This is a genomic window from Pseudomonas sp. EA_65y_Pfl2_P78, assembly GCF_963970495.1.
In the GTDB taxonomy this organism is placed as follows: Bacteria; Pseudomonadota; Gammaproteobacteria; order Pseudomonadales; family Pseudomonadaceae; genus Aquipseudomonas; species Aquipseudomonas baetica_A.
The window spans coordinates 254,272-278,683 of sequence record NZ_CAXAON010000001.1 but is presented as its reverse complement, the minus strand read 5'-3'; the positions used below and the strand labels follow the sequence as shown (position 1 = coordinate 278,683).

Annotated in this window: 24 protein-coding genes; 17 read left to right on the top strand and 7 right to left on the bottom strand. The window is 59.9% G+C overall.

Translation table 11 applies throughout. From position 1 onward, the window contains the following. The first annotated feature begins 46 nt into the window (after nt 1–46). Genes AACY02_RS01280 through AACY02_RS01260 form a run of 5 tightly spaced genes read left to right on the top strand, consistent with a single transcriptional unit; the run spans nt 47 to nt 4,038 of the window. Nucleotides 47–1,027, top strand: a complete 981-nt coding sequence (locus tag AACY02_RS01280) for a sulfonate ABC transporter substrate-binding protein (RefSeq protein ID WP_339430416.1) — start codon at nt 47–49, stop codon at nt 1,025–1,027. Nucleotides 1,028–1,052: 25 nt separating this feature from the next. Then, entirely contained in the window at nt 1,053–2,213 is a 1,161-nt protein-coding gene (ssuD, locus tag AACY02_RS01275; RefSeq protein WP_339430415.1) for an FMNH2-dependent alkanesulfonate monooxygenase, read from the top strand. Beyond that, nucleotides 2,210–2,992, top strand: coding sequence for an aliphatic sulfonate ABC transporter permease SsuC (gene ssuC, locus AACY02_RS01270; RefSeq protein WP_339430414.1), 783 nt, complete (start codon nt 2,210–2,212; stop codon nt 2,990–2,992). Before ssuD ends, ssuC begins: the two co-directional genes overlap by 4 nt. Next, entirely contained in the window at nt 2,989–3,795 is an 807-nt protein-coding gene (gene ssuB, locus AACY02_RS01265) for an aliphatic sulfonates ABC transporter ATP-binding protein (RefSeq protein WP_339430413.1), read from the top strand. The genes ssuC and ssuB overlap by 4 nt, the downstream gene beginning before the upstream one ends. Before the next feature lie 27 nt (nt 3,796–3,822). Continuing rightward, on the top strand, nt 3,823–4,038 hold the full coding sequence (locus tag AACY02_RS01260; RefSeq protein ID WP_003229256.1) for a TOBE domain-containing protein: 216 nt from the start codon (nt 3,823–3,825) through the stop codon (nt 4,036–4,038). Nucleotides 4,039–4,089: 51 nt separating this feature from the next. Here AACY02_RS01260 and AACY02_RS01255 read toward each other — a convergent pair whose 3' ends face one another. Next, on the bottom strand, nt 4,090–4,722 hold the full coding sequence (locus AACY02_RS01255; protein ID WP_339430412.1) for a TetR/AcrR family transcriptional regulator: 633 nt from the start codon (nt 4,720–4,722) through the stop codon (nt 4,090–4,092). A gap of 189 nt (nt 4,723–4,911) precedes the next feature. After that, the gene (locus tag AACY02_RS01250; RefSeq protein WP_339430411.1) at nt 4,912–6,288 is read right to left on the bottom strand and encodes a glutamine synthetase family protein; all 1,377 of its coding nucleotides are present in this window, start codon (nt 6,286–6,288) and stop codon (nt 4,912–4,914) included. A 278-nt stretch (nt 6,289–6,566) separates the two neighbouring features. Between AACY02_RS01250 and AACY02_RS01245 the strand changes: the two genes are divergently transcribed. The 8 genes from AACY02_RS01245 to AACY02_RS01210 all read left to right on the top strand — a co-directional run bounded on the left by AACY02_RS01245 (nt 6,567) and on the right by AACY02_RS01210 (nt 15,394). After that, nucleotides 6,567–6,935 (top strand): glutamine amidotransferase, encoded by a 369-nt coding sequence (locus AACY02_RS01245; protein ID WP_339430410.1) that lies wholly within the window; start codon nt 6,567–6,569, stop codon nt 6,933–6,935. 95 nt (nt 6,936–7,030) lie between these two features. Then, entirely contained in the window at nt 7,031–8,389 is a 1,359-nt protein-coding gene (locus AACY02_RS01240) for a glutamine synthetase family protein (RefSeq protein ID WP_339430409.1), read from the top strand. Nucleotides 8,390–8,445: 56 nt separating this feature from the next. Further along, on the top strand, nt 8,446–9,810 hold the full coding sequence (locus tag AACY02_RS01235) for an aspartate aminotransferase family protein (protein WP_339430408.1): 1,365 nt from the start codon (nt 8,446–8,448) through the stop codon (nt 9,808–9,810). A gap of 173 nt (nt 9,811–9,983) precedes the next feature. Next, on the top strand, nt 9,984–11,096 hold the full coding sequence (locus AACY02_RS01230; protein ID WP_339430407.1) for a polyamine ABC transporter substrate-binding protein: 1,113 nt from the start codon (nt 9,984–9,986) through the stop codon (nt 11,094–11,096). Nucleotides 11,097–11,283: 187 nt separating this feature from the next. Continuing rightward, nucleotides 11,284–12,381: a polyamine ABC transporter substrate-binding protein gene (locus tag AACY02_RS01225; RefSeq protein WP_339430406.1), complete on the top strand. Its 1,098-nt coding sequence runs from the start codon at nt 11,284–11,286 to the stop codon at nt 12,379–12,381. 66 nt (nt 12,382–12,447) lie between these two features. After that, nucleotides 12,448–13,590: an ABC transporter ATP-binding protein gene (locus tag AACY02_RS01220; protein WP_339430405.1), complete on the top strand. Its 1,143-nt coding sequence runs from the start codon at nt 12,448–12,450 to the stop codon at nt 13,588–13,590. Nucleotides 13,591–13,625: 35 nt separating this feature from the next. Next, nucleotides 13,626–14,507 (top strand): ABC transporter permease subunit, encoded by an 882-nt coding sequence (locus tag AACY02_RS01215; RefSeq protein ID WP_221734061.1) that lies wholly within the window; start codon nt 13,626–13,628, stop codon nt 14,505–14,507. After that, nucleotides 14,504–15,394, top strand: coding sequence for an ABC transporter permease subunit (locus AACY02_RS01210; protein WP_221734038.1), 891 nt, complete (start codon nt 14,504–14,506; stop codon nt 15,392–15,394). Before AACY02_RS01215 ends, AACY02_RS01210 begins: the two co-directional genes overlap by 4 nt. 93 nt (nt 15,395–15,487) lie before the next feature. Here AACY02_RS01210 and AACY02_RS01205 read toward each other — a convergent pair whose 3' ends face one another. Both AACY02_RS01205 and AACY02_RS01200 read right to left on the bottom strand, forming a co-directional pair. Then, entirely contained in the window at nt 15,488–17,899 is a 2,412-nt protein-coding gene (locus AACY02_RS01205; RefSeq protein WP_339430404.1) for a penicillin acylase family protein, read from the bottom strand. A gap of 103 nt (nt 17,900–18,002) precedes the next feature. Beyond that, on the bottom strand, nt 18,003–18,581 hold the full coding sequence (locus AACY02_RS01200) for a DUF6436 domain-containing protein (RefSeq protein ID WP_339430403.1): 579 nt from the start codon (nt 18,579–18,581) through the stop codon (nt 18,003–18,005). Nucleotides 18,582–18,679: 98 nt separating this feature from the next. On the opposite strand from AACY02_RS01200, the gene AACY02_RS01195 reads away from it, so the two are divergent. Then, a complete protein-coding gene (locus tag AACY02_RS01195; RefSeq protein WP_339430402.1) occupies nt 18,680–19,630 on the top strand; it encodes an alpha/beta hydrolase in 951 nt (316 codons plus the stop codon). A gap of 99 nt (nt 19,631–19,729) precedes the next feature. Here the strand turns inward: AACY02_RS01195 and AACY02_RS01190 are convergent, their stop codons facing one another. Next, on the bottom strand, nt 19,730–20,482 hold the full coding sequence (locus AACY02_RS01190) for a DUF2059 domain-containing protein (protein ID WP_339430401.1): 753 nt from the start codon (nt 20,480–20,482) through the stop codon (nt 19,730–19,732). A 108-nt stretch (nt 20,483–20,590) separates the two neighbouring features. Between AACY02_RS01190 and AACY02_RS01185 the strand changes: the two genes are divergently transcribed. Together AACY02_RS01185 and AACY02_RS01180 are read left to right on the top strand one after the other, a co-directional pair. Further along, nucleotides 20,591–21,223 (top strand): 2OG-Fe(II) oxygenase, encoded by a 633-nt coding sequence (locus AACY02_RS01185; RefSeq protein ID WP_339430400.1) that lies wholly within the window; start codon nt 20,591–20,593, stop codon nt 21,221–21,223. 1 nt (nt 21,224) lies between these two features. Then, nucleotides 21,225–21,710 carry a DUF523 domain-containing protein gene (locus AACY02_RS01180; protein WP_339430399.1) on the top strand — a complete coding sequence of 162 codons (486 nt, stop codon included), beginning with the start codon at nt 21,225–21,227 and terminating at the stop codon, nt 21,708–21,710. Between the two features lie 120 nt (nt 21,711–21,830). On the opposite strand, the gene AACY02_RS01175 is transcribed toward AACY02_RS01180, so the two are convergent. Then, nucleotides 21,831–22,400 carry a transporter substrate-binding domain-containing protein gene (locus AACY02_RS01175; RefSeq protein WP_339430398.1) on the bottom strand — a complete coding sequence of 190 codons (570 nt, stop codon included), beginning with the start codon at nt 22,398–22,400 and terminating at the stop codon, nt 21,831–21,833. Nucleotides 22,401–22,535: 135 nt separating this feature from the next. Between AACY02_RS01175 and AACY02_RS01170 the strand changes: the two genes are divergently transcribed. Next, on the top strand, nt 22,536–22,961 hold the full coding sequence (locus AACY02_RS01170; RefSeq protein WP_339430397.1) for a DUF4399 domain-containing protein: 426 nt from the start codon (nt 22,536–22,538) through the stop codon (nt 22,959–22,961). Between the two features lie 53 nt (nt 22,962–23,014). Here the strand turns inward: AACY02_RS01170 and serA are convergent, their stop codons facing one another. Continuing rightward, nucleotides 23,015–24,244, bottom strand: coding sequence for a phosphoglycerate dehydrogenase (gene serA / locus AACY02_RS01165; RefSeq protein WP_339430396.1), 1,230 nt, complete (start codon nt 24,242–24,244; stop codon nt 23,015–23,017). Nucleotides 24,245–24,412 lie beyond the last annotated feature (168 nt).

Genomic DNA, 24,412 nt, shown 5'->3' with positions numbered 1-24,412 from the left:
GGGCAAGCAGGTGCAGCCAAAACCCAACAGCAAAAAGGAGAGCGCTATGCGCACTGTATTTTTGCGTCGTGGTCTGGTCGCTCTGTTTGCTGCGGCTGTCACCTTCGGCGCCATCACTCAAGCTCAAGCCGAGACGTTGCGGATCGGTTATCAGAAGTACGGCACGCTGGTGCTGCTCAAAGCCAAAGGAACCCTGGAAGAACGCCTCGCCGCTCAAGGCGTGGACGTGCAATGGACTGAATTCCCCGGTGGCCCACAACTGCTGGAAGGCCTGAACGTCGGCTCGATCGACTTTGGCGTCACGGGCGAAACCCCACCGGTCTTCGCTCAAGCCGCCGGCGCCGATCTGCTCTATGTCGCCTATGAACCGCCGGCGCCGAACAGCGAGGCGATCCTGGTGCCGAAAGACTCGCCGATCACCTCGGTGGCCGATCTCAAGGGCAAGAAAGTCGTCCTGAACAAAGGCTCCAACGTTCACTACCTGCTGGTGCGCGCTCTGGAAGACGCCGGCCTCAAATACACCGACATCCAGACCGTATTCCTGCCGCCAGCCGATGCGCGTGCGGCGTTCGAGCGTGGCAGTGTCGACGCTTGGGTCATCTGGGATCCGTACCAGGCCGCCGCCGAAAAACAACTGCAGGCGCACACCCTGCGTGACGGCCAAGGCATTGTCGACAACCACCAGTTCTATCTCGCGACCAAGCCTTACGCGCACAAACATCCCGAGGTGATCAAAGCCCTCATCGAGGAAGTGCGTGCCGTGGGTCAATGGTCCAAGGCCAACCCTGAAGCGGTGACCCAACAGGTTGCGCCGCTGCTCGGGCTGCCGGCGGATATCACCCTGACGTCGATGAAGCGCCAGGGTTTTGGGGCGCTGTTCCTGACCCCGGACGTGGTCGCCGCACAACAGAAAATCGCCGACACGTTCTTCCAGCTCAAGCTGATTCCCAAGCCGTTAAGCGTCAAGGACGTGATCTGGACCCCTGCGCCCGCCGTGGCCCAACGCTCAGTCAGCCAAGCCCAGTAATTCCAATTCCCAAGGAGACCACTCCATGAGCCTCAATATCTTCTGGTTCTTGCCTACCCACGGCGACGGCCATTACCTGGGCACCGCCGAAGGCGCCCGCGCCGTCGACCACGGTTATCTGCAACAGGTCGCGCAAGCGGCGGATCGCCTGGGTTTTGGCGGTGTGCTGATTCCCACCGGGCGTTCCTGCGAAGACTCCTGGCTGGTGGCGGCGTCGCTGATCCCGGTGACCCAGCGTCTGAAGTTCCTCGTCGCCCTGCGCCCCGGGATCGTTTCCCCGACGGTGGCGGCGCGCCAGGCCGCGACGCTGGATCGCCTCTCTGGCGGTCGCGCGTTGTTTAACCTGGTGACCGGCGGTGACCCGGAAGAATTGGCCGGTGACGGTTTGTTCCTCAGTCACGAAGAGCGCTATCAGGCCTCGGTGGAATTCACCCGCATCTGGCGCCGTGTGCTGGAAGGCGAAACCGTGGACTACGACGGACAGCACATCAGTGTGAAGGGCGCCAAGTTGCTCTATCCGCCGATCCAGCAACCGCGTCCGCCGCTTTACTTCGGCGGCTCGTCGGAAGCAGCGCAGGACCTGGCTGCCGAGCAGGTTGAAATGGTGCTGACCTGGGGCGAGCCGCCAGCGGCAGTGGCCGAGAAGATTGAACAGGTGCGCGCCAAAGCGGCCAAGCTCGGACGTACCGTGCGCTTCGGCATTCGTCTGCATGTGATCGTCCGTGAAAGCAACGCCGAAGCGTGGCAAGCGGCGGATCGCTTGATCTCGCATCTGGACGACGACACCATCGCCCGTGCTCAAGCTTCGCTGGCGCGTTTCGATTCGGTCGGTCAGCAACGCATGGCGGCATTGCATGGCGGCAGTCGCGACAACCTCGAAGTCAGCCCGAACCTGTGGGCCGGTGTCGGTCTGGTGCGTGGCGGTGCCGGGACGGCGCTGGTCGGCGATGGCCCGACCGTGGCGGCGCGGGTGAAGGAATACGCGGATCTGGGCATCGACACCTTTATCTTCTCCGGTTATCCACACCTCGAAGAGTCGTATCGCGTGGCGGAACTGCTGTTCCCGCACCTGGACATCGAGCGCCCGGAACGGCCGAAAAGCACCGGGTATGTCAGCCCGTTCGGCGAGATGGTTGCCAACGACATTCTTCCCAAAACCGCGTCGCAAAGCGTGGGCGCGCCATGAAGAAAATTATCCACAGCCTCGCGCCCTGGGCGTTGCCGGTGTTGTTGCTGGCGGTGTGGCAGTTGTCGGTGTCGGCCGGTGGGTTGTCGACACGGATTCTGCCGGCACCGGTGGCGGTGATCGAGGCCGGCGTGCGCCTGGTGCGCAGCGGTGAAATCTGGACGCACCTGGCGATCAGTGGTTGGCGCGCGGCACTCGGTTTCACCCTCGGGGGCAGCATCGGTCTGGTGCTGGGGTTCATCACCGGGCTGTCGACATGGGGCGAGCGCCTGCTCGACAGCTCGGTGCAGATGATCCGCAACGTGCCGCATCTGGCGCTGATTCCGCTGGTGATCCTGTGGTTCGGCATCGATGAGTCGGCGAAGATTTTTCTGGTGGCGCTGGGCACGCTGTTTCCGATCTACCTCAACACCTACCACGGCATTCGCAATGTCGACCCGGCGCTGGTGGAGATGGCGCGCAGTTATGGCTTGTCCGGTTTCAGCCTGTTCCGGCAGGTGATTCTGCCGGGCGCGTTGCCTTCGATTCTGGTCGGGGTGCGCTTCGCGCTGGGCTTCATGTGGCTGACGCTGATCGTCGCTGAAACCATTTCGGCCAGTTCCGGCATCGGCTATCTGGCGATGAACGCCCGGGAGTTCTTGCAAACCGACGTGGTGGTGCTGGCAATCCTGCTTTACGCGGTGCTCGGCAAACTCGCCGACCTCGCCGCCCGTGGACTTGAACGTGTGTGGCTGCGTTGGCATCCGGCCTATCAGGTTGCCAGGGGAGGTGCGGCATGACGGCTCAACAACCTCCACGCCTGCTGCGCGGTATACCGCTGGCGGTGCGCAACCTGCAAAAGACCTTCGGTTCACGCCAGGTTTTGCGTGACATCGATCTGCACATTCCGGCGGGGCAGTTTGTCGCGGTGGTCGGGCGCAGTGGTTGCGGCAAAAGTACCTTGCTGCGCCTGCTCGCCGGGCTCGATCAACCGACTGGCGGCGACCTGCTTGCGGGCTGCGCGCCGCTCGGCGATGTGCGGGAAGACACCCGGCTGATGTTCCAGGAAGCACGGTTGCTGCCGTGGAAAAAGATCATCGACAACGTTGGCCTCGGTCTCGCGGGCAACTGGCGTCCCAAGGCGCTCGAAGCACTCGACGCGGTCGGGCTGGCGGATCGTGCCAACGAATGGCCGGCAGCTTTGTCCGGAGGGCAAAAGCAGCGTGTTGCTCTGGCCCGGGCGCTGATCCACCAACCGCGACTGTTATTGCTCGACGAGCCACTCGGCGCGCTGGATGCGCTGACCCGGATCGAGATGCAGCAACTGATCGAACGCCTCTGGCAGCAACACGGCTTCACCGTGTTGCTGGTGACCCACGATGCCAGCGAAGCGGTGGCGATTGCCGACCGTGTGATTCTGATCGAGGACGGCGAAGTCGGTCTCGATCTGCCTGTGGAACTGCCACGCCCTCGCGTGCGCGGTTCGCACAGGCTGGCCGCACTGGAAACCGAAGTGCTCAACCGCGTTCTTTCCCTGCCTGGCGAACCGCCGGCGCCGGAACCTGTTTCACCACTGCCTGCGCAACTGCGTTGGGCGCAATAACTCAAGCAAACGACAGGAATCATTGCCATGACTATCAAAGCCATCAACGTGCGTAACCAGTTCAAAGGCTCGATCAAGGAAATTGTCCTTGGCGACGTGCTGTCGGAAATCGACGTGCAGACCGCCTCGGGTATCGTCACTTCGGTGATCACCACCCGCTCGGTCAAGGAGCTGGAACTGGTGGTCGGCAGCGAGGTGATTGCCTTTGTGAAATCCACCGAGGTGTCGATCGCCAAGTTGTAAGCCGCTGTTTGTACCTGGCTTGAAGTCTGCGGCGTGCTCGCGAAGAGGGCGCTAGCGAATTCTCTTGGGCAGATAGGGCGGTAAATACAAACCGATATAGGCATCGAACACCCGCATCCCTTCTTCAGCCATGCGCGGTGTGATTTGTCCGTGTTGCTGCACCGAGCGTGCATAGACGCGGTCACCCAGTTCCATCGCCAGGGCAAACACGTCGACATCCTCCGGCAGTCTCGGCAGTTCGAAATGATGCTCGAACAGCTTGTGCATCAGGTCGCCCAGTTCGAGGTCGTGTTGCCGGTCGGCCTGGGTGACTTCGGTAAGACCGTGCTGGGCGAGGATCAGTTGGCGCGCCGCGGCGTCCTCGTCGTAGATCTCCAGCATCCGTTGTTCGACCAGTCGTGACAGGTCGCGCCAGTCGCGCAGGGTTTCATGGTCGATTGGCGCTTGCAGGCAGGCGCGAAAGGCAGCGTGAACATCGGCTGTCAGTGCTTCGAGCAGCGCCGGGACGCTGGCGAAAAAGTGGTAAACGGAGGAGGGCGGAATCTGTGCGCGCTCGGCCACGCTGTAGATCGACAGACTGGCCACACCCTCGGCGGCCAGCAGCGTGCGTGCGGCGTCGAGTATCGAATCGATCCGTGCCTGACTGCGGGCGCGGGGTTTGCGAATGGTGGCGGGTCGCGTCATGGAAGTCTCCTGCGGGGCAGCGGGCATTGTACGAGCCAGTGTGTGTGTTGTCTGCCAGGACGCCTTCGGGAGCGAGCCCCCTCCCACAGTTGATCTCTGTGTACTCACCATTCATCCCGAGGGTGCGGGCCATAAAAAAACGCCGTTGGCTGCAATAGCCAACGGCGTTCCTTTTGGCGCCACAACCGCTTAAACGGTATGCAGGTACCAGTTGTACTCGAGGTCGGAGATGGAGTGTTCGAACTCCTCCAGCTCGCTCTCTTTACAGGCGACGAAGATATCGATGTATTTCGGATCGATGTACTTGGCCATCACCTCGCTGTCGTCCAGCTCACGCAGTGCATCGCGCAAGTTGTTCGGCAGGCTTTGCTCGTTCTGCTCGTAGCTGTTGCCTTCGACGGGCGCGCCTGGCTCGATCTTGTTGGTCAGGCCGTGATGCACGCCTGCCAGTACCGAAGCCATCAGCAGGTACGGGTTGGCGTCGGCGCCGGCCACGCGGTGTTCGATACGCACGGCATCTGCAGATCCGGTCGGTACGCGAATCGCCACGGTGCGGTTGTCCAGGCCCCAGCACGGCGAGTTCGGCACGTAGAACTGTGCGCCGAAACGACGGTAGGAGTTGACGTTCGGGCAGAGGAAAGCCATCTGCGCCGGCAGGGTCTCGAGCACACCGCCGATCGCATGACGCAGTGCGGCGTTCTGCTCGGGATCCTCGCTGGCAAAAATGTTTTTGCCATCTTTATCAAGAATCGAAATGTGGACGTGCAAACCGTTGCCCGCCTGGCCCGGGTAAGGCTTGGCCATGAAGGTGGTGTCCATTTCATGGTCGTAGGCGATGTTCTTGATCAGACGCTTGAGCAATACAGCGTAATCGCATGCCTTGATCGGGTCGGCGACGTGGTGCAGGTTCACTTCGAACTGCGCCGGGGCACTTTCCTTGACGATGGCGTCGGCCGGGATGCCTTGCTCTTTGGCACCTTCCAGAATGTCCTGGAGGCAGTCGACGTATTCGTCGAGGTCGTCGATCAGGTAAACCTGCGTCGAGTGCGGGCGCTTACCGGAGATCGGCGAGCGTGGCGGCTGCGGACGGCCGTTCACGTTTTCCTGGTCGATCAGGTAGAACTCGAGTTCGAATGCGGCGCAGATGGTCAAGCCCATCTCGTCAAACTTTGCAACAACTTGACGGAGCACTTCGCGCGGATCGGCGAAGAACGGATCACCTTCCAGTTCGTGCATGGTCATCAACAGTTGCGCGGTCGGGCGCTTCTGCCAAGGCTCGTTGCACAGGGTGTCGGGGATTGGATAGCAGATACGATCGGCGTCGCCGATGTCCAGGCCCAGACCGGTGCTTTCCACCGTCGAACCATTGATATCCAGAGCAAATAGAGAGGCCGGCAGGTTGATGCCTTTCTCGTAAACCTTGTGGAGGCTGGTGCGTTCTATGCGCTTGCCGCGCACCACACCATTCATATCCGCAATCAGAAGGTCAACGTACAGAACCTCAGGATGTTCCTTAAGGAACGCGTTCGCTTCATTAAGCTGAACGGCACGCGGGGGTACCGACATGATGCAACACCTTTGTTGTTAAAAATATCAATCATTGATCTTTTCTGGTTTCAGTCAACCCGAACGGCCTGCCGAAGTCAAGCGAGGCCTTTTTTGCCCTAAAAAAGCGCTGCAAGGGCATTTATGGGGCACTTTGGGGCGGTTTTTTGCCTTTGGCACGCTTGGCACCCGCGGGCTTGAGCAGGCCGTGTTGTATTTTTTACGGGGGTGTTGTGTAAAAAAATGAACAAGGCTAAGCTCCGATCAAACCCATAACAGCAATAATACCGGGGTGCTTCATGTCTCGCCTGCCGTTAATCGGCATCACCGACTGCTCGCAACAGTCCGGTCTGCATGCTCATCACATCAGTGGCGACAAATCCGTCCGTAGCGTAGCCAGCATGGCGCGTGGCCTGTTGACGATGTTCTCGCAAGCAGCCGGCCATACGGCACCGTCCGATATTCTGGACGTACGGGCAAGCATCCTCTTTATGGCGTCTCCTTCCAATATAGTTCTCTTTCTCTCCCAAAGCCTGCGCCGCTCCCCACGTCGTGCTCATGATTCTGCACGCGCGGCTGCACGTTTCCAGAGTGCACAAGAAATGCAACGCCAGCGTAAAGGGCAGGTAAGCTCTTCTTTCATTGTCTATGCGCGGTGCCAGGCGTAAGCCGGCACTGCGCGCAAGCAAGCCCCCTTTAACGCGACGCACAAGCGTCAAACTTTGCCTGACCTAGCGTCAGGAGACTCAGCCCAGAGGCATTTATGAGTAACAACCTCGACCAGCTCACCGATTGGTTGAAAGACCACAAGATCACAGAAGTCGAATGCATGGTCGGCGACTTGACCGGCATCACCCGGGGCAAGATCTCGCCGACCAACAAGTTCATCGCCGAGAAAGGCATGCGCCTGCCAGAGAGCGTGCTGTTGCAGACCGTGACCGGCGACTATGTCGAAGACGACATCTATTACGAACTGCTCGACCCGGCCGACATCGACATGATCTGCCGCCCCGACCAGAACGCCGTGTACCTGGTGCCGTGGGCCATCGAGCCCACCGCGCAGGTGATCCACGACACCTACGACAAGCAAGGCAATCCGATCGAGCTGTCGCCGCGCAACGTCCTCAAGAAAGTCCTGAAACTCTATGCCGACAAGGGCTGGCAGCCGATCGTGGCGCCGGAAATGGAGTTCTACCTGACCAAGCGCAGCGACGACCCTGACTATCCGTTGCAGCCGCCGGTCGGCCGTTCGGGTCGTCCGGAAATCGGTCGCCAGTCGTTCTCCATTGAAGCGGCGAACGAATTCGATCCGCTGTTCGAAGACGTCTATGACTGGTGCGAACTGCAGGAGCTGGACCTCGACACGCTGATCCACGAAGACGGCACGGCGCAGATGGAAATCAACTTCCGTCACGGCGACGCGCTGTCGCTGGCCGATCAGATTCTGGTGTTCAAACGCACCATGCGCGAAGCCGCGCTCAAGCACAACGTGGCCGCCACCTTTATGGCCAAGCCGATGACCGGCGAGCCGGGCAGTGCGATGCACTTGCACCAGAGCATCATCGACATCGAGACCGGCAAGAACGTTTTTTCCAATGAAGACGGGACCATGAGCCAGTTGTTCCTGCACCACATCGGTGGTTTGCAGAAACTGATCCCTGAGCTGTTGCCGCTGTTCGCGCCGAACGTCAACTCGTTCCGTCGCTTCCTGCCGGACACCTCGGCACCGGTGAACGTGGAATGGGGCGAAGAAAACCGCACCGTGGGCCTGCGCGTACCGGATGCCGGCCCGCATAACCGCCGGGTGGAAAACCGTTTGCCGGGCGCTGATGCCAACCCCTATCTGGCGATCGCGGCGAGCCTGCTCTGCGGTTACATCGGCATGGTCGAGGGTCTGAACCCGAGCGCACCAGTCGTTGGTCGTGGCTATGAACGCCGCAACCTGCGTCTGCCGCTGACCATTGAGGATGCGCTGGAACGCATGGAAAACAGCGCGACCATCGAGAAATACCTCGGCAAAACTTTCATCACCGGCTATGTCGCGGTCAAGCGCGCCGAGCATGAAAACTTCAAGCGCGTGATCAGTTCGTGGGAGCGTGAGTACCTGCTCTTCGCCGTCTGATACGCCAGGCGCGGCGCTCAGGCGGCGCGCCTTCACCTCTGACAAGGAGAATTGGCATGACCAGCAACAACCCGCAAACCCGTGAGTGGCAAGCGCTGAGCAGCGATCATCACCTGGCCCCGTTCAGCGATTTCAAGCAGTTGAAAGAGAAGGGCCCACGGATCATCACCAACGCCAAAGGCGTTTACCTGTGGGACAGCGAAGGCAACAAGATCCTCGACGGCATGGCCGGGCTGTGGTGCGTGGCCATCGGTTACGGTCGCGATGAACTGGCCGACGCCGCCAGCAAGCAGATGCGCGAACTGCCTTACTACAACCTGTTCTTCCAGACCGCGCATCCTCCAGCGCTGGAACTGGCCAAGGCCATCGCTGACGTCGCGCCAGCAGGCATGAACCACGTGTTCTTCACCGGTTCCGGCTCCGAAGGCAACGACACCATGCTGCGCATGGTTCGCCACTACTGGGCGATCAAGGGCCAGCCAGACAAGAAAGTCATCATCAGCCGCAAGAACGGCTATCACGGTTCGACCGTGGCCGGCGCGAGCCTGGGCGGCATGACGTATATGCACGAGCAGGGCGACTTGCCGATCCCGGGCATCGTCCACATCGAGCAGCCGTACTGGTTCGCCGAGGGCGGCGACATGTCGCCAGAAGAGTTCGGTGTCTGGGCGGCCAATCAACTGGAAGAGAAGATTCTCGAAGTCGGCGTCGACAACGTCGGTGCCTTTATTGCCGAGCCGATCCAGGGTGCCGGTGGCGTGATCATTGCGCCCGACACCTACTGGCCGCGCATCAAGGAAATCCTCGCCAAGTACGACATCCTCTTCGTTGCCGACGAAGTGATCTGCGGTTTCGGTCGTACCGGTGAGTGGTTCGGTAGCGATTTCTACGACCTTGCGCCCGACATGATGACCATCGCCAAGGGCCTGACGTCCGGCTATATCCCGATGGGTGGTCTGATCGTGCGTGACGAAGTGGTCGCGGTGCTCAACGAAGGTGGCGATTTCAACCACGGCTTCACTTACTCCGGCCACCCGGTGGCGGCGGCGGTGGGTCTGGAAAACATCCGGATTCTGCGCGAAGAAAAAATTATCGAGACCGTGCGCAACGAAACGGCACCGTATTTGCAGAAACGTCTGCGGGAACTGAACGATCACCCATTGGTAGGTGAAGTTCGCGGTGTTGGTCTGCTGGGGGCGATCGAGCTGGTGCAGGACAAGGCCACTCGCAAGCGTTACGAAGGCAAGGGTGTCGGCATGATCTGCCGTCAGTTCTGCTTCGACAACGGGCTGATCATGCGCGCTGTGGGCGACACCATGATCATCGCGCCGCCGCTGGTGATCAGCAAAGCGGAGATCGATGAGCTGGTGACCAAGGCGCGCAAGTGTCTGGACCTGACCCTCAGTGCGGTACAAGGCTAAGTGCTAGGCTCTGAGCGGGGGAGCCGCGGCGCTCTTGCTCAAAGCTGTCACAAAGGCGGGTCTTTTCTTGAAAGACCGCCTCTGAACTTGCCAGACTAGTCGCGGTTCCAGTTGTCCGGGTTCGGCCGCTGAACAAAGTGGTTCAAAAAAGAAAAAATTTGGAGCATCAACGCATGAAGGCATTAGGCAAAAAGCTCGCTGGCAAGACTCTGCTCGCCATGTCCCTGATGGGAATCATGGCCGCTGCGGCTCAGGCGGACGACAAGGTGTTGCACGTCTACAACTGGTCCGACTACATCGCCCCGGACACCATCAAGAAGTTTGAAGACGAGTCGGGCATCAAAGTCGTCTACGACGTTTTCGACAGCAACGAAACCCTCGAAGCCAAATTGCTGGCGGGCAAATCGGGCTACGACATCGTCGTGCCGTCGAACAACTTCCTGGCCAAGCAGATCAAGGCTGGCGTCTACCAGAAACTGGACAAGTCCAAGCTGCCTAACTGGAAAAACCTGAACACCGACCTGCTCAAGGCTGTGTCGGTCAGCGACCCGGGCAACGAGCACGCCTTCCCGTACATGTGGGGCTCGATCGGCATCGGCTTCAATGCCGAGAAGGTCAAGGCTGCACTGGGTGCCGATGCGCCGGTCAACTCCTGGGACCTGATCTTCAAGCCTGAAAACGCTGCCAAGCTGAAATCCTGCGGCATCAGTCTGCTCGACTCGCCAACCGAGATGATTCCGGTGGCGCTGCACTACCTGGGCCTGCCAACCGACACCCAGAAGAAAGAAGACATCGCCAAGGCTGAAGCGCTGATCATGAAGGTGCGTCCTTCGATCGCCTACTTCCATTCTTCCAAGTACATCTCTGACCTGGCCAACGGCAACATCTGCGTCGCTATCGGTTACTCGGGCGACATTTACCAGGCCAAGTCCCGCGCGGCTGAAGCCGGTGGCAAGGTGAAAGTCAGCTACAACATTCCGAAGGAAGGTGCCGGCAGCTTCTACGACATGATCGCCATCCCTAAAGATTCCGAAAACGTCGAAGGCGCCTACAAGTTCATGACCTTCCTGCAGAAGCCGGAAATCATGGCTGAAATCACCAACGCCGTGCGTTTCCCGAACGGTAACGCCGCTGCAACGCCACTGGTTGATAAAGACATCACCAGCGACCCGGGCATTTACCCACCGGCCGACGTGCTGGCCAAACTGTACGCGATTGCCGACTTGCCGGCCGCGACCCAGCGTTTGATGACCCGCAGCTGGACCAAGATCAAATCGGGCAAATAAGCCGGTTTGAGGCAGCAACCGCTGGCCGTCGTCTTTGCGAGGCCGGTCAGCGGGACAAATAAATGACAGAAAGTTTTGCTGGAACGGTTTTTCGAGGGTAAGTTGCGCGCCGGTTTTGTTGTCGGGCAGCCATGGCTGTCATGCCGCGCGGGGCAACTTGGGCCCACCTAATCTAGAGGACCTCCACGTGCCTGTTTTTTCTTCTTTGCGCAATGCACTGCTGGTTGCTACCGGCCTGACGATCGCTGTTGGTGCCCAGGCCGCCGGTACCGTGCACATTTATAACTGGTCGGATTACATCGGCGAGAACACGCTGGCCGACTTCGAGAAAGAGACTGGCATCAAACCGGTCTATGACGTGTTCGACTCCAACGAAACCCTGGAAGGCAAGCTGCTGGCCGGGCGTACCGGTTACGACGTGGTCGTGCCGTCGAACCACTTCCTGGGCAAGCAGATCAAGGCGGGCGCGTTCCAGAAGCTCGACAAGTCGCAACTGCCCAACTATTCCAATCTCGACCCTGCGCTGCTCAAACGTCTTGAGCAGAACGATCCGGGTAACCTTTACGCCGTGCCTTACCTGTGGGGCACCAACGGCATCGGTTACAACGTCGACAAAGTCAAAGCGGTATTGGGCATCGACAAGATCGACTCCTGGGCCGTGCTGTTTGAGCCAGAGAACATCAAGAAGCTGCAAAGCTGCGGCGTAGCGTTCCTCGATTCGGCCGATGAAATGATGCCGACCGTGCTCAATTACCTGGGGCTGAATGCGAACAGCACCAATCCTGAAGATTACAAAAAGGCTGAGGCCAAGTTACTGGCGGTACGGCCTTATGTGACTTACTTCCACTCCTCCAAATACATTTCGGATCTGGCCAACGGCAACATTTGTGTGGCGGTCGGCTTTTCCGGTGACGTCTTCCAGGCCAAGTCCCGGGCGGCTGAAGCCAAGAAGGGCGTGAACATTGCGTACTCGATTCCGAAAGAGGGCGGTGCGCTGTGGTTTGACATGTTGGCGATCCCCAAGGATTCGGACAACGTCAAAGAGGCCCACGCCTTCATCAACTATTTGCTCAAGCCTGAGGTGATCGCCCAGGTCAGTGATTATGTCGGTTACGCCAACCCCAATCCGGGTTCGGACAAGCTGATGGAACAGTCCATTCGCACCGACGAAGCGGTTTATCCACCGCAAGCAGTCCTCGACAAGACCTACGTGTCGACCGAATTGCCACCCAATATTCAGCGTTTGATGACCCGCAGCTGGACCAAGGTCAAGTCGGGCAAATAAGGCACAAACATCCTGGGTTCGTCCGCATTGGACGAACTGCACTCTTTTTTTCTGGGAGTTTCGTAAATGGCAGTTGCCTCCGGCGCCTACAAGAAAGCCCTCGAGGGCGACCAGACACCTAAACAGGTGTTGGTCAAAATCGACCGGGTCACGAAGAAGTTCGACGAGACGATTGCCGTGGACGATGTGTCCCTGGAAATCAAAAAGGGCGAAATTTTTGCCCTGCTCGGCGGTTCGGGATCGGGCAAATCCACTCTGTTGCGGATGCTGGCAGGGTTCGAACGGCCCACGGAGGGGCGCATTTTCCTCGACGGCGTCGACATCACCGACATGCCGCCTTACGAACGACCGATCAACATGATGTTCCAGTCGTACGCCTTGTTCCCACACATGACGGTGGCGCAGAACATTGCCTTCGGCTTGCAGCAGGACAAGATTCCCAAGGCTGAGGTCGAGGCCCGCGTGGCCGAGATGCTCAAGCTGGTGCAGATGAGCCAGTACGCCAAGCGCAAGCCGCATCAACTGTCCGGCGGTCAGCGTCAGCGTGTGGCGCTGGCACGTTCGCTGGCCAAGCGGCCGAAGCTGCTGCTGCTCGATGAGCCGATGGGCGCACTGGATAAAAAACTGCGTTCGCAGATGCAGTTGGAACTGGTCGAGATCATCGAGCGCGTCGGCGTGACCTGCGTGATGGTGACGCACGACCAGGAAGAGGCCATGACCATGGCCGAGCGCATCGCGATCATGCACCTGGGCTGGATCGCCCAGATCGGCAGCCCGATCGACATCTACGAAACCCCGACCAGCCGCCTGGTCTGCGAATTCATCGGCAACGTCAACATCTTCGAAGGCGAAGTGATCGACGACGCCGAGGGCCACGCGACCATCACCTGCAATGACCTCGACCGGCAGATCTACGTGGGCCACGGGATCAGCACCTCGGTGCAGGACAAGTCGGTCACTTACGCGATCCGTCCTGAGAAGCTGCTGGTCACCGCCGATCAACCGACCTGCGAATACAACTGGTCGAGCGGCAAGGTGCATGACATTGCTTATCTGGGCGGTCACTCGGTGTTCTACGTCGAATTGCCGAGCGGCAAACTGGTGCAGTCCTTCGTTGCCAACGCCGAGCGCCGTGGCGCACGGCCGACCTGGGGCGATCAGGTTTACGTGTGGTGGGAAGATGACAGCGGCGTGGTACTTCGCTCATGAACATGCGCAAGTTCAAACGACGGCTTAACCGAATAATTCCCAATGGCCGTCAACTGGTCATCGGGGTTCCATTCATCTGGCTGTTCCTGTTCTTCATGTTGCCGTTCTTCATCGTCCTGAAGATCAGCTTCGCCGAAGCCGATGTGGCCATTCCGCCCTACACCGAGATCTACACGTTCGCCGAGCAGAAGCTGGAACTGCTGCTGAACCTGGGCAACTACGCGTTGCTCGGTGACGACGAACTCTACATTGCCGCGTATCTCGGTTCGCTGAAGATGGCGTTTTTCAGCACGCTGTTGTGCCTGCTGATCGGCTACCCGATGGCCTACGCCATCGCCAGCGCCCGTAAAGAGCTGCAAACGGTGCTGGTGCTGCTGATCATGATGCCGACCTGGACCGCAATCCTGATCCGCGTTTACGCGTGGATGGGCATCCTCAGCAACAACGGTCTGCTCAACGGTTTCCTGATGAGCATGGGGTTGATCGATCAGCCGCTGCAAATCCTCAACACCAACCTGGCGGTCTACATCGGCGTGGTCTATTCGTACCTGCCGTTCATGATCCTGCCGCTGTACGCCAATCTGGTGAAGCACGATCAGAGCTTGCTGGAAGCGGCTTCCGACCTCGGTTCGAGTACCTTCAACAGCTTCTGGAAAATCACGATTCCGCTGTCCAAGAACGGGATCATTGCCGGCTGCATGCTGGTGTTCATCCCGGTGGTGGGCGAGTTCGTGATCCCGGAACTGCTCGGCGGTCCGGAAACCCTGATGATCGGTAAAGTCCTCTGGCAAGAGTTCTTCAACAACCGTGACTGGCCGGTGGCGTCCGCGCTGGCGGTGGTGATGCTGGCGATCCTGATTGTGCCGATCATCCTGTTCAACCGCAGTCAGGCCAAGGAAATGGAGGGTAAAGAATGAAGCGCTTCCGTTTCTCCAGCCTGATGCTGGTTCTGGGTTTGTTGTTCATCTACCTGCCGATGCTGATCCTGGTGATCTACTCGTTCAACGCCTCGAAATTGGTGACGGTGTGGGGCGGCTGGTCGATCAAGTGGTACGTCGGCCTGCTCGACAACAGCCAACTGATGGGCTCGGTGCTGCGCTCGCTGGAAATCGCCTGCTACACCGCGGTTGCCGCGGTGGCGCTGGGCACACTGGCGGCGTTCGTGCTGACCCGTATCACCCACTTCAAGGGGCGTACGCTGTTCGGTGGTCTGGTGACCGCGCCGTTGGTTATGCCAGAGGTCATCACCGGTCTGTCGCTGTTGCTGCTGTTCGTGGCCATGGCGCAGATGATCGGCTGGCCGCAGGAGCGTGGCGTTGTCACCATCTGGATCGCTCACACGACGTTCTGTGCCGCGTATGTGGCGGTGGTGGTGTCGGCGCGTCTGCGTGAGTTGGACTTGTCGATCGAAGAAGCAGCGATGGATCTGGGGGCACGGCCATGGAAGGTGTTTTTCCTGATCACCATCCCGATGATCGCGCCGTCGCTGGCGGCGGGTGGCATGATGTCGTTCGCTTTGTCGCTGGACGATCTGGTACTGGCGAGCTTCGTTTCCGGCCCGGGTTCGACGACCCTGCCAATGGAAGTGTTCTCGGCGGTGCGTCTGGGCGTGAAGCCTGAGATCAACGCTGTGGCCAGCCTGATTCTGCTGGCGGTGTCGATCGTGACGTTTTTGGTCTGGTTCTTCAGCCGCCGCGCCGAAGAAGCCCGCAAGAAAGCCATCCAGCAAGCCATCGAAGAAAGCGCTGCCGATTCGTGGAAGCAGCCGGACGTGCGCCGCGCACAGGCGCCGGAAGCGGTGTAAGCCATGCCGGGTTGGCCTCATTGCGCAGGCCAACCCAATCATAACGGTGGGAGCGGGCAGGCTCGCGACGAGGCCCCTCCAGCCAGCCTGGAACTACTGGGCAGCCCGCGCCGGTAGCAGCTTCAAGGTACTGCGGGTATTGGCCATGACTTCCTCATCGCTGAAATGCGCCTGCATATACATCCCTTCCACATACGCTTCAGCCTGATCGTCATAGTGACTGTCGAACGGCACGCCGCTCTGGCCGACCGGGTTGATGGTCAAGCCGTGAGCCGGGTCGGCGAAGTCCACCAGGCGCCGCGTCGAGGGCCCGTAAGTCACTGGCCACGGCGCCGGGCCGATCTTCGCCGAGAGGTTGTTCGGTACTTCATGGCTGCCCGGCGCCGCGAAAGGGCCGACGTTGAAGATGCGATCCAGGGGCTTTTGCTGCCCCAGCGGATGCCCGTGGGTCAGGGTGTGCGCCATGCCCCATTTCCACCCGCCAACGTCGTCGCCGAGGGTCAGCTTCAGGTGCTTCATGCTCGCCTGCCACGCCGCTCGCACGGTATCGGCGCGGGTCTCTTTGTTCTGCGTGTTGCGGTTGTCCCACCACGGCGAGTCGGCGTTGGCCGCCAGGCGTGGCAGCGCGGCATCGATCACCCGCGTCGACAGCAGCGTCTGGAAAAAATCATTGCCCAACTCGTCACGCATCGCCGCATCAGCCAGGTCATAGAGAAACTGGTTGAACACCGTCGCACTGACCGAATCCAGCGGATAGTCGCCTTGCCACTGCGCCAGTTGCTCGATCAGTTTGCGCTCGGCCGGGTCCGTCACCACTTCGCGCAACACTGGCAATAGCGGCGCCAATAGACGCGGGCCGTAGCCGGTGGTGGTGCCCAGTTGCAGCTTCTGGTTGGCTTCGTTGGTCCACTTGATGTTCTTGTCACTGAGTTGACGATTGAGTTGCTGGCCACGATCGGCCAGGTTGTAGTAACCGGGAATCTCCATGCCGGTCGGCGACACAGGCTGGAAATTGGCCGAGACGATGTAGCCGCGCGCCGGGTTTTCCTCCTGCGGGTTGGCGCTGAACGGGTAGTAACCGTCCTTGTCTGCCTGATTGGTGCTGCCGTCGAGAATGAAACCCGGTTTGACCCCGGCCGGGCGCTTGGGCAACAGCGCAGAAGCCCACCAGGCGATATCCCCTTTGGCATTGGCGTAGACGAGGTTCAGCCCCGGTGCCTGCACCTTGGCCGCGGCGGCACGGGCCTTGGCCAGCGTGTCGGCGCGGTTGAGCTGATAGAAACCTTCGAGGATCGGGTTCGGCGTTTCGAGGAAGGCCCACCACATGGCAATCGGCGTTTTCCCGGCGGCGCTGCCGAGTGCGTCGTTGACGATCGGGCCGTGGGGCGATTGGCGCAGGGTGATCGTCACCGGTGCCTGGCCCTTCACCGCAATCTGCTGCTCGGTGCTGACCATGTCGGTCCACTGCCCGCGATACCAGACCTGGTTCGGATTGTCCGGGTTGACCTTCTCGGCGATCAGATCCAGATCGTCGTTCTGGAACATCGTCAGGCTCCAACCGAAATCCATGTTGTGCCCCAGAAACGCGAACGGCACCAGCGCCTGATGGTGGCCGTAGAGTTCAAAACCCGGCGCCGACAACTGCGCCTCGTACCACACCGACGGCACCGAGAAGCGAATATGCGGGTCACCGGCCAGCAGCGGTTTGCCACTCTGGCTGCGGTTGCCGGCAATCACCCAGGCGTTACTGCCTTCGAACTGCGGCAGACCATTGTCGATCAGCGCCTGTTCGCTGAGGCGGGCGAGGGCGCTGAGGTCTTTCCAGTCGCCAGCCGCGAGGGCTGGCGTCGGGTTGCTGCGGCCCTTGGCCAAGACACCCTTGGGCTGCCAGTCGAGGTCGAAGACGTTGAGGTAATCGGCACCGAGTTGATCGCGCACATAGCTCAGCAACGGCTCGGTGCGAAACGCGGCGGCAAAGCTGTAAGCCATGTAACCGGCGACGCTGATGCTGTCTTCAGCCGTGAACGGCCGTTTGGGGATGCCCAGTACGTCGAACTCAATGGGCGCTGCGTGCGTGTCCTGATATTGGTTGATGCCATCCAGATAGGCTTGCAGGCCCTTCCACGCCGGTGACTGCTGATCGAGGCTGGCCACGTAACTGGCGGCGCGCTCACGAATGCGCAGGCTGCGGAACAGTTTGTCGGTGTCGAGCAGTTTCGGCCCGAGCACTTCGGCCAGTTCGCCACGGGCGAGGCGGCGCATGGCTTCCATCTGGAACAGACGATCCTGGGCGTGGACATAGCCGAGGGCGCGGTAGAGATCGGTTTCGTTCTCGGCACGAATATGCGGCACGCCGCGCTCGTCGTAACGCACGGTCACCGAACCTTGCAGGTGGCGCAGTTCAACCTGGCCCTTTCGCGTTGGCTGCTTGCTGTAGACGTACCAGCCGCCCGCACATAGCAGGACAACGATGAGCAAGGCAAGAACGGTGAACACGCGCTTCATGGTGACTCCTTGTGAATGCGGGATTGCCGCCCGTGCGGGCTGCAAACAATTAGCACAGAGCTTCCGTGCCGTGCATCGCTGTCCTTGAAAAGTCCGGAACGCCTTAATGCGTCTCGACCGGCCACGGACAATAACAACCGACCGCCAAGGTGTGTGTGGCATTGACCGGGCGATCATCCGTCAGTGCGTTCAGGATCGGTTCGATAAAGCTGTTACTGGCGTTGCAGGTCAGGCCCTCGCTGTAGGGGCCGAAGTACGCCAGTTTGCCGCTGCGGTCCCAAATCGCCACAGCGGGGCTGGCGGGAACCTGTTCGGAGCCGGGCAATATCGCAATGGTTTTCAGGCGGCTCAACGTGGCGGGCAACTGGCCGTGGCTGCCGGGCTTTTGCACGGCAAAGAACTCCACGCCTTTGCCGCTGAACTGCTCGACCATCTCGCTCAGGTGCTGTTGGTTGCCAACGTTGCACGGGCAGGCGGGGTCCCAGAAGTGCACCAGTCGAATCGGCCCGGGGCCGGCAAGATCATCCGGCAGGCGCAACGGGTCGCCGGAAAACACCGCGGTGTGTTCGCTGAACGCCCGCAGATAGCGGCCCTGAAACCAGTCGTACGCCATCCACAGCACCCCGGCGCAGACAAGCGCGATCAGGCTGGCAAACAGTGCGGTGCGGTAGGGCGAACGCATGGATTTTGCTCCTCGGAGGGCGGCTAGCTTGCCATGCTTGCTTCTACAGATGAATATCTCAGGCCGATAAAGTCTGTTTACCGCTCTGGAATTGCCTCATGCCTGCTACCTTCGATCCCGATCATTTACGTGCCAGCCTCAAGCCTTTGGCCCAGTGGCAGCCGTTGTCGGAGGAGGCAAAGGCCTATCAGCGGTTCTATAAAACCGATTTCCCCGGGCGGGATGTCTGGCGCGGCATCGGTCGATTCGAGGTGGACGGTTACGAACTGGTCAGCCATTGCTGGTGGCCGGAAAAGGTCAAGGGCACGCTGTTTCTGCTGCACGGTTTTTACGATCACACCGGGCTTTATCGACATGTCATCGAGTGGGCGCTGGATCAGGATTTTGCCGTGATCGCCTGCGACTTGCCGGGGCACGGTCTGTCGAGTGGTGTGCGGGCGAGCATTCGTGACTTTTCCGAGTATCAGGACACCCTGCAAGCCCTGTTTGCCGAGGCGCATTCGATTGCCCTGCCGCAGCCGTGGCACTTGTGCGGGCAAAGTACGGGCGGGGCGATTGTGGTCGATCATGTGCTCAACCATGGTGAGAACAGTCCGGCGCAAGGCCAGTTGATTCTGTTGTCGCCCCTGGTGCGGCCGCGGGCGTGGGGCTGGTCGCAGTTGAGTTATTACCTGCTGCGACCGTTTGTTCGAGGCATTGCCCGGCGCTTCAGCGAGAACTCCAACGATCCGGATTTCCTGCCGTTTCTGCTGGCCGATCCGTTGCAGCCCAAGCGCTTGCCGACCGCATGGGTCGGCGCATTGTCACGCTGGATCAATCGGGTCGAGTACGCGAAAAAAAGTCCGCGCCGGCCGCTGATCATTCAAGGGCAGGCGGACATGACCGTGGACTGGCAGCACAACCTGCAGGTGTTGAAGTGGAAGTTTGATCGGCCGCAGATTTTGCTGCTGCCGCAGGCGCGGCATCATCTGGCGAATGAGACGGCTGATATGCGCGAGGAGTATTTCGAGTTTCTGAACAAGCGGATCAGGGGGCGTAATCCTCAGTGATTCCAAGGGCCTCTTCGCGAGCAGGCCCGTTCCCACAGGAGACCGCGATCACAGTGGGAGCGGGCTTGCTCGCGAAGGCGGCTTGTCAGGCGACGCAGTTTACTGGCCGAGGTTCGAAGTGTTTTGCCCCACCGCCAACCCCGCCCGAATCGCCGCCAGCGCCGCTTGATAATAAGCCTTGCCCTCCGTCGACTCGGCAAACGTCGCAAACTCTTCGAGTTCTTCATCCGACAAGTCGCGATAAACGTAGAGCAGTGTGTTGTTCATGTCGGCGCCGATCTGATCCATCAGCCGCTGGCGCTGACCATTCAACATCCCTTGCGCCTGGCCACCGCCGAGCAGTCCCGGAATCATCGAACTCAAACTGTCGGCCGCCACACCCGCAATGGCGAGGCTGACCTCGGCGCCAGCTTCACGAGCCGGCAGCGCCTGGGCGAGGTGGCCGATGATCAGCAGACGGCTGTCGCTGACCTGCATCTTGGGCAGACCTTTGGCATTTTTCGCCAGTTGGTCGCGCCGGGTCGCCAGCAATTCAGCGGCGACGATTTTTTTACCCAGCGGCGATTGGAAGAAGGACAGCGCCGGTTTCGGATCGGCAAGGTTCTGGCGCAACTGGGCTTCGGCGCGTTGATCCATGGCTTGTGGCGCAAAACGCTGGTTGCTGTTGCTCACCAATGCTTGAAAAACCGCAGGCGGCAGGCTGTTTTGATAACGCTGCTGGGCAGCACTCAGGGCGTCATTGAAGTGCGCACGTTGATCTGGCCAGCCGGCGACCTTGTAAAGCTGATCATGGCCGTCCGCCCAGGCGGGCAAAACGCAGAACATCAACAGTGAAAAAAACAAACGGCGCATAGGGACTCCTGTCAGCAGCGCACTATTCTCCGTGCGGTGTCGGTACTTGTCGAGAATTCGTAGCAAGCCGCTGCGTGGCTCTGTCGGATTTCTTGTCGCAGGCATACTATGCGCGCCATGCAAATATCCTCTGAACACCCGATGCTGTTACGTATCGTCGACGACCTGGCCGAGCATGGCTGGTCGCAGCAGAACATTTTCCTGCCCGCGGGTTTGACCCGCGAGCTGGCGGCCGAGTGCCGTAAACGTGAGGCCGAGGGGGAACTGGCGCCGGCGGCGGTCGGTCGCGGGCCCTTTTCAGAGATTCGCGAGGGTATTCGCGGCGATCATATCCAATGGATCGACCCGGGGCAGGCCGAGGCCAGCGACCGTTATCTGCACCTGATGGACAGCCTGCGCGAGGCGCTCAACCGGGGGCTGTTCCTCGGACTTGAAGACTTCGAGTGCCACTTTGCGCTGTATCCGCCGGGCGCGTTCTATCGCAGGCACGTCGATCGTTTTCGCGACGATGACCGGCGCATGGTTTCGGCGGTGATCTATCTCAACGAGGCCTGGCTGCCTGAGGATGGCGGTCAGTTGCGCATGTACCTGGGTGATGAGCGCGTTCACGACGTACAACCCATCGGCGGTTGTCTGGTGGTGTTTCTTTCTGGCGAAGTGCCGCATGAGGTGCTTCCGGCAAACCGCGAGCGCTTGTCGCTGACCGGCTGGTTCCGCCGCCGTGGCAACGAGCCTTTCTGAGATGCACAAGATTCTGGTCAGTCGCTGCCTGTTGGGCCATCGCGTGCGCTACGACGGCGGGGCCAGTGGGCCGTTTGATTTGCTCGGACAGTGGCTCGACGAAGGGCGGGTGGTGCCGTTGTGTCCGGAAGTGGCCGGTGGTTTGCCGACCCCGCGGGCAGCGGCAGAGATTCCGGGCGGGCAGGGTGGCGAGGTGCTGGATGGCGTTGCTTCGGTCATCACCACCGACGGTGAGGATGTCAGTGCGCAGTTTCTCGATGGCGCGCGGCAGGCACTAGAGTTGGTGCGCAAGCACGGTATTCGGGTGGCGGTGCTCAAAGCCAATAGCCCGTCGTGCGGCAATCTGCTGACGTATGACGGCACGTTCAGTGGAGTGAAAGTCAGCGGTGAAGGCGTGACAGCTGCGCTGCTCAAACGCCATGGCGTGCAAGTGTTCAGTGAACTTGAATTGCCGCAGGCTGCAACAGCCCTGACACAACTCGATTAAAAGCCCACCCCAGATTCCCGTGTGGGAGCGGGCTTGCTCGCGAAAGCGGTGGGTCATTCAACATCTGCATTGACTGACACGACGCCTTCGGGAGCAAGCCCCCTCCCACAGGTTTTGTGTTCACTCGGGTTTGGTGAACCACTTCTCGGACAACGCCGCCAACCGCCCATCCGCCTTGATCCGCTGCAACGCACTCTCAAGGCTGGAGTGAAACGCCGGATTACCCTTTTGAAACGGAATCGCCAGGTCTACCGGCGTGGCCGCTTTCGGCTTGTCCTCGGTCAGTGACTGCACCAGCATCATCGATTGTGGTTGCTCATCCTTCTTCGCCAGCCACTGCGAATCGATCTGGCTGTATGGCTGGCTGAAGTCGAAACGATCCTTGAGTTCGGGTGTCAGTGCTATGTGATTGAGCGCGACGTCGTACTTGCCGCTTTCAACGCCCTGGAGCAGATCGTCCTCGTCGGTGACGATGAAATCGACGCGAACATCCAGTTCGCTGGCCAGCATTTGCCCAAGCTCAACCTCGAACCCTGTGAGTTTGTCGCCATCCTTGTAATTGAAGGGCGGTGTATTAGCCTCAAGGGCGATGCGCAACTCGCCACGGTCGTTGACGTCATCAATCAATTCGGCATGAGCCAGCGGGCTCAGAAGGGGTAGCAGGCAGATCAGGCCAGGCAGAAAACGCATGGTCACTCCTTTGAAATCATTATCGCGATGCTCTGAGTCAGGCTCGCTTTGCTATGGTTGTCGAGTGCCTTCGACAACGAATGGTCATGAAGTTGTCATGACCACGCGGATTTTACGGAAAAACTGGAGAAGAGAATGAAAACGTTTATGTCACGAGCCGCGTTGGCTGGTCTTCTGTTGAGCGCGTCGATGATGGCCAGCGCTGCCACGCCAGCGCCGGCGGGAGCTTCCGTAAGCATCGTCGAGCCGAGCAGCGGCGCCGTTGTCGACAAGACCTTCAAGGTCAAATTTGCAGTAAAGGGCATTGCGTTGGCGCCCGCTGGTAATCTCACGACTAACACTGGCCACCATCACCTGCTGGTAGACGCCAAGAGCACTGTTCCTGCGGGCGCTGTGATTCCGGCAGACGCCAACCATATCCATTTCGGCAAAGCCCAGACTGAAACCGAACTGACGCTGACGCCAGGCAAGCACACGTTGCAGTTGGAACTGGGCGACAAGAGCCACATGGCTTTCGATCCGCCCATCGTTTCGGAAAAGATCACCGTAACGGTGAAATAAAAAAAGGGAGCCGCTGGGCTCCCCTTTTTTTAGTTGCAAGCTTGAAGCTGCTCTTAGAACAACACACGGCTACGAATAGTGCCGTTGATGTGCTGCAGCTTCTCTTGCGCCAGATCCGAGTACTCGGCGTCGACGTCGATCACCACGTAGCCGACTTTCTCGTTGGTCTGCAGGAACTGACCGGAGATGTTGATACCGTTTTCGGCGAAGACCTTGTTGATCTCGCTCATCACACCCGGGATGTTCTCGTGGATGTGCAGCAGGCGGTGCTTGCCAGGGTGAGCCGGCAGGGCCACTTCCGGGAAGTTCACCGACGAAACGGACGTACCGTTGTCGCTGTACTTGACCAGTTTTTCCGCCACTTCCAGACCGATGTTGGCTTGCGCTTCAGCGGTCGAGCCACCGATGTGCGGGGTCAGGATCACGTTGTCCAGGCCACGCAGCGGGCTTTCGAACTCTTCGTCGTTGGAGCGTGGCTCCACCGGGAAGACGTCGATGGCCGCGCCGATCAGGTGCTTGTCCTTGATCGCGTCCGCCAGGGCGTCCAGTTTGACCACGGTGCCGCGTGCTGCGTTGATCAGAATGCCGCCCTTCTTGATGGCGCGGATTTCCTTCTCGCCGATCATCCACTGGGTCGCAGCGGTTTCCGGAACGTGCAGGGTCACGATGTCGGACATGCCCAGCAGCTCGTTCAGGTTGCCGACCTGGGTCGCGTTGCCCAGCGGCAGCTTGGTCACGGTGTCATAGAAGAACACCTGCATCCCCAAGCCTTCGGCCAGAACCGACAACTGAGTACCGATCGAGCCGTAGCCGACGATGCCCAGCTTCTTGCCACGGATCTCGAAGGAGTTGGCTGCGGATTTGATCCAGCCGCCACGGTGGCAGGACGCGTTTTTCTCAGGGATGCCGCGCAGCAGCAGGATCGCTTCGGCCAGCACCAGCTCGGCCACGGAACGAGTGTTGGAGTACGGCGCGTTGAACACGGCGATACCGCGCTCGCGAGCCGCGTCCAGGTCAACCTGGTTGGTGCCGATGCAGAAGCAACCGACCGCTACCAGCTTCTTCGCGTGATCGAAGATCTCTTCAGTCAGTTGGGTGCGCGAACGAATGCCGATGAAGTGAGCGTCAGCGATCTTTTCCTTGAGCTGGGCTTCCGGCAGAGAACCTGTGAGGTACTCGATGCTGGTGTAGCCCGCCGCCTTGAGGACGTCGACAGCCGATTGGTGGACGCCTTCGAGAAGAAGGAACTTGATCTTGCTCTTATCGAGAGAAGTCTTGCTCATCTGCGTAAACCTGTATCCCGGAGAAAAATGGCAGGAAATGGTCAACAGACATTGACCTGGACGACAAGAAAGCCGTCACCGCAGAACAGGCGTTTGGGCACTGGTCGGCGGGGTCGGTATGCTAGCATAACGACCCCGCTAAACACTCATTCCTGCGACGTGAAGCGT

Excerpts from the sequence above, each read along its gene's own strand:
- AACY02_RS01280 (WP_339430416.1), top strand. The coding sequence starts at position 47 with ATGCGCACTGTATTTTTGCGTCGTGGTCTGGTCGCTCTGTTTGCTGCG.
- ssuD (WP_339430415.1), top strand. The coding sequence starts at position 1,053 with ATGAGCCTCAATATCTTCTGGTTCTTGCCTACCCACGGCGACGGCCAT.
- ssuC (WP_339430414.1), top strand. The coding sequence starts at position 2,210 with ATGAAGAAAATTATCCACAGCCTCGCGCCCTGGGCGTTGCCGGTGTTG.
- ssuB (WP_339430413.1), top strand. The coding sequence starts at position 2,989 with ATGACGGCTCAACAACCTCCACGCCTGCTGCGCGGTATACCGCTGGCG.
- AACY02_RS01260 (WP_003229256.1), top strand. The coding sequence starts at position 3,823 with ATGACTATCAAAGCCATCAACGTGCGTAACCAGTTCAAAGGCTCGATC.
- AACY02_RS01255 (WP_339430412.1), bottom strand. The coding sequence starts at position 4,722 with ATGACGCGACCCGCCACCATTCGCAAACCCCGCGCCCGCAGTCAGGCA.
- AACY02_RS01250 (WP_339430411.1), bottom strand. The coding sequence starts at position 6,288 with ATGTCGGTACCCCCGCGTGCCGTTCAGCTTAATGAAGCGAACGCGTTC.
- AACY02_RS01245 (WP_339430410.1), top strand. The coding sequence starts at position 6,567 with ATGTCTCGCCTGCCGTTAATCGGCATCACCGACTGCTCGCAACAGTCC.
- AACY02_RS01240 (WP_339430409.1), top strand. The coding sequence starts at position 7,031 with ATGAGTAACAACCTCGACCAGCTCACCGATTGGTTGAAAGACCACAAG.
- AACY02_RS01235 (WP_339430408.1), top strand. The coding sequence starts at position 8,446 with ATGACCAGCAACAACCCGCAAACCCGTGAGTGGCAAGCGCTGAGCAGC.
- AACY02_RS01230 (WP_339430407.1), top strand. The coding sequence starts at position 9,984 with ATGAAGGCATTAGGCAAAAAGCTCGCTGGCAAGACTCTGCTCGCCATG.
- AACY02_RS01220 (WP_339430405.1), top strand. The coding sequence starts at position 12,448 with ATGGCAGTTGCCTCCGGCGCCTACAAGAAAGCCCTCGAGGGCGACCAG.
- AACY02_RS01210 (WP_221734038.1), top strand. The coding sequence starts at position 14,504 with ATGAAGCGCTTCCGTTTCTCCAGCCTGATGCTGGTTCTGGGTTTGTTG.
- AACY02_RS01205 (WP_339430404.1), bottom strand. The coding sequence starts at position 17,899 with ATGAAGCGCGTGTTCACCGTTCTTGCCTTGCTCATCGTTGTCCTGCTA.
- AACY02_RS01200 (WP_339430403.1), bottom strand. The coding sequence starts at position 18,581 with ATGCGTTCGCCCTACCGCACCGCACTGTTTGCCAGCCTGATCGCGCTT.
- AACY02_RS01195 (WP_339430402.1), top strand. The coding sequence starts at position 18,680 with ATGCCTGCTACCTTCGATCCCGATCATTTACGTGCCAGCCTCAAGCCT.
- AACY02_RS01190 (WP_339430401.1), bottom strand. The coding sequence starts at position 20,482 with ATGCGCCGTTTGTTTTTTTCACTGTTGATGTTCTGCGTTTTGCCCGCC.
- AACY02_RS01185 (WP_339430400.1), top strand. The coding sequence starts at position 20,591 with ATGCGCGCCATGCAAATATCCTCTGAACACCCGATGCTGTTACGTATC.
- AACY02_RS01180 (WP_339430399.1), top strand. The coding sequence starts at position 21,225 with ATGCACAAGATTCTGGTCAGTCGCTGCCTGTTGGGCCATCGCGTGCGC.
- AACY02_RS01175 (WP_339430398.1), bottom strand. The coding sequence starts at position 22,400 with ATGCGTTTTCTGCCTGGCCTGATCTGCCTGCTACCCCTTCTGAGCCCG.
- AACY02_RS01170 (WP_339430397.1), top strand. The coding sequence starts at position 22,536 with ATGAAAACGTTTATGTCACGAGCCGCGTTGGCTGGTCTTCTGTTGAGC.
- serA (WP_339430396.1), bottom strand. The coding sequence starts at position 24,244 with ATGAGCAAGACTTCTCTCGATAAGAGCAAGATCAAGTTCCTTCTTCTC.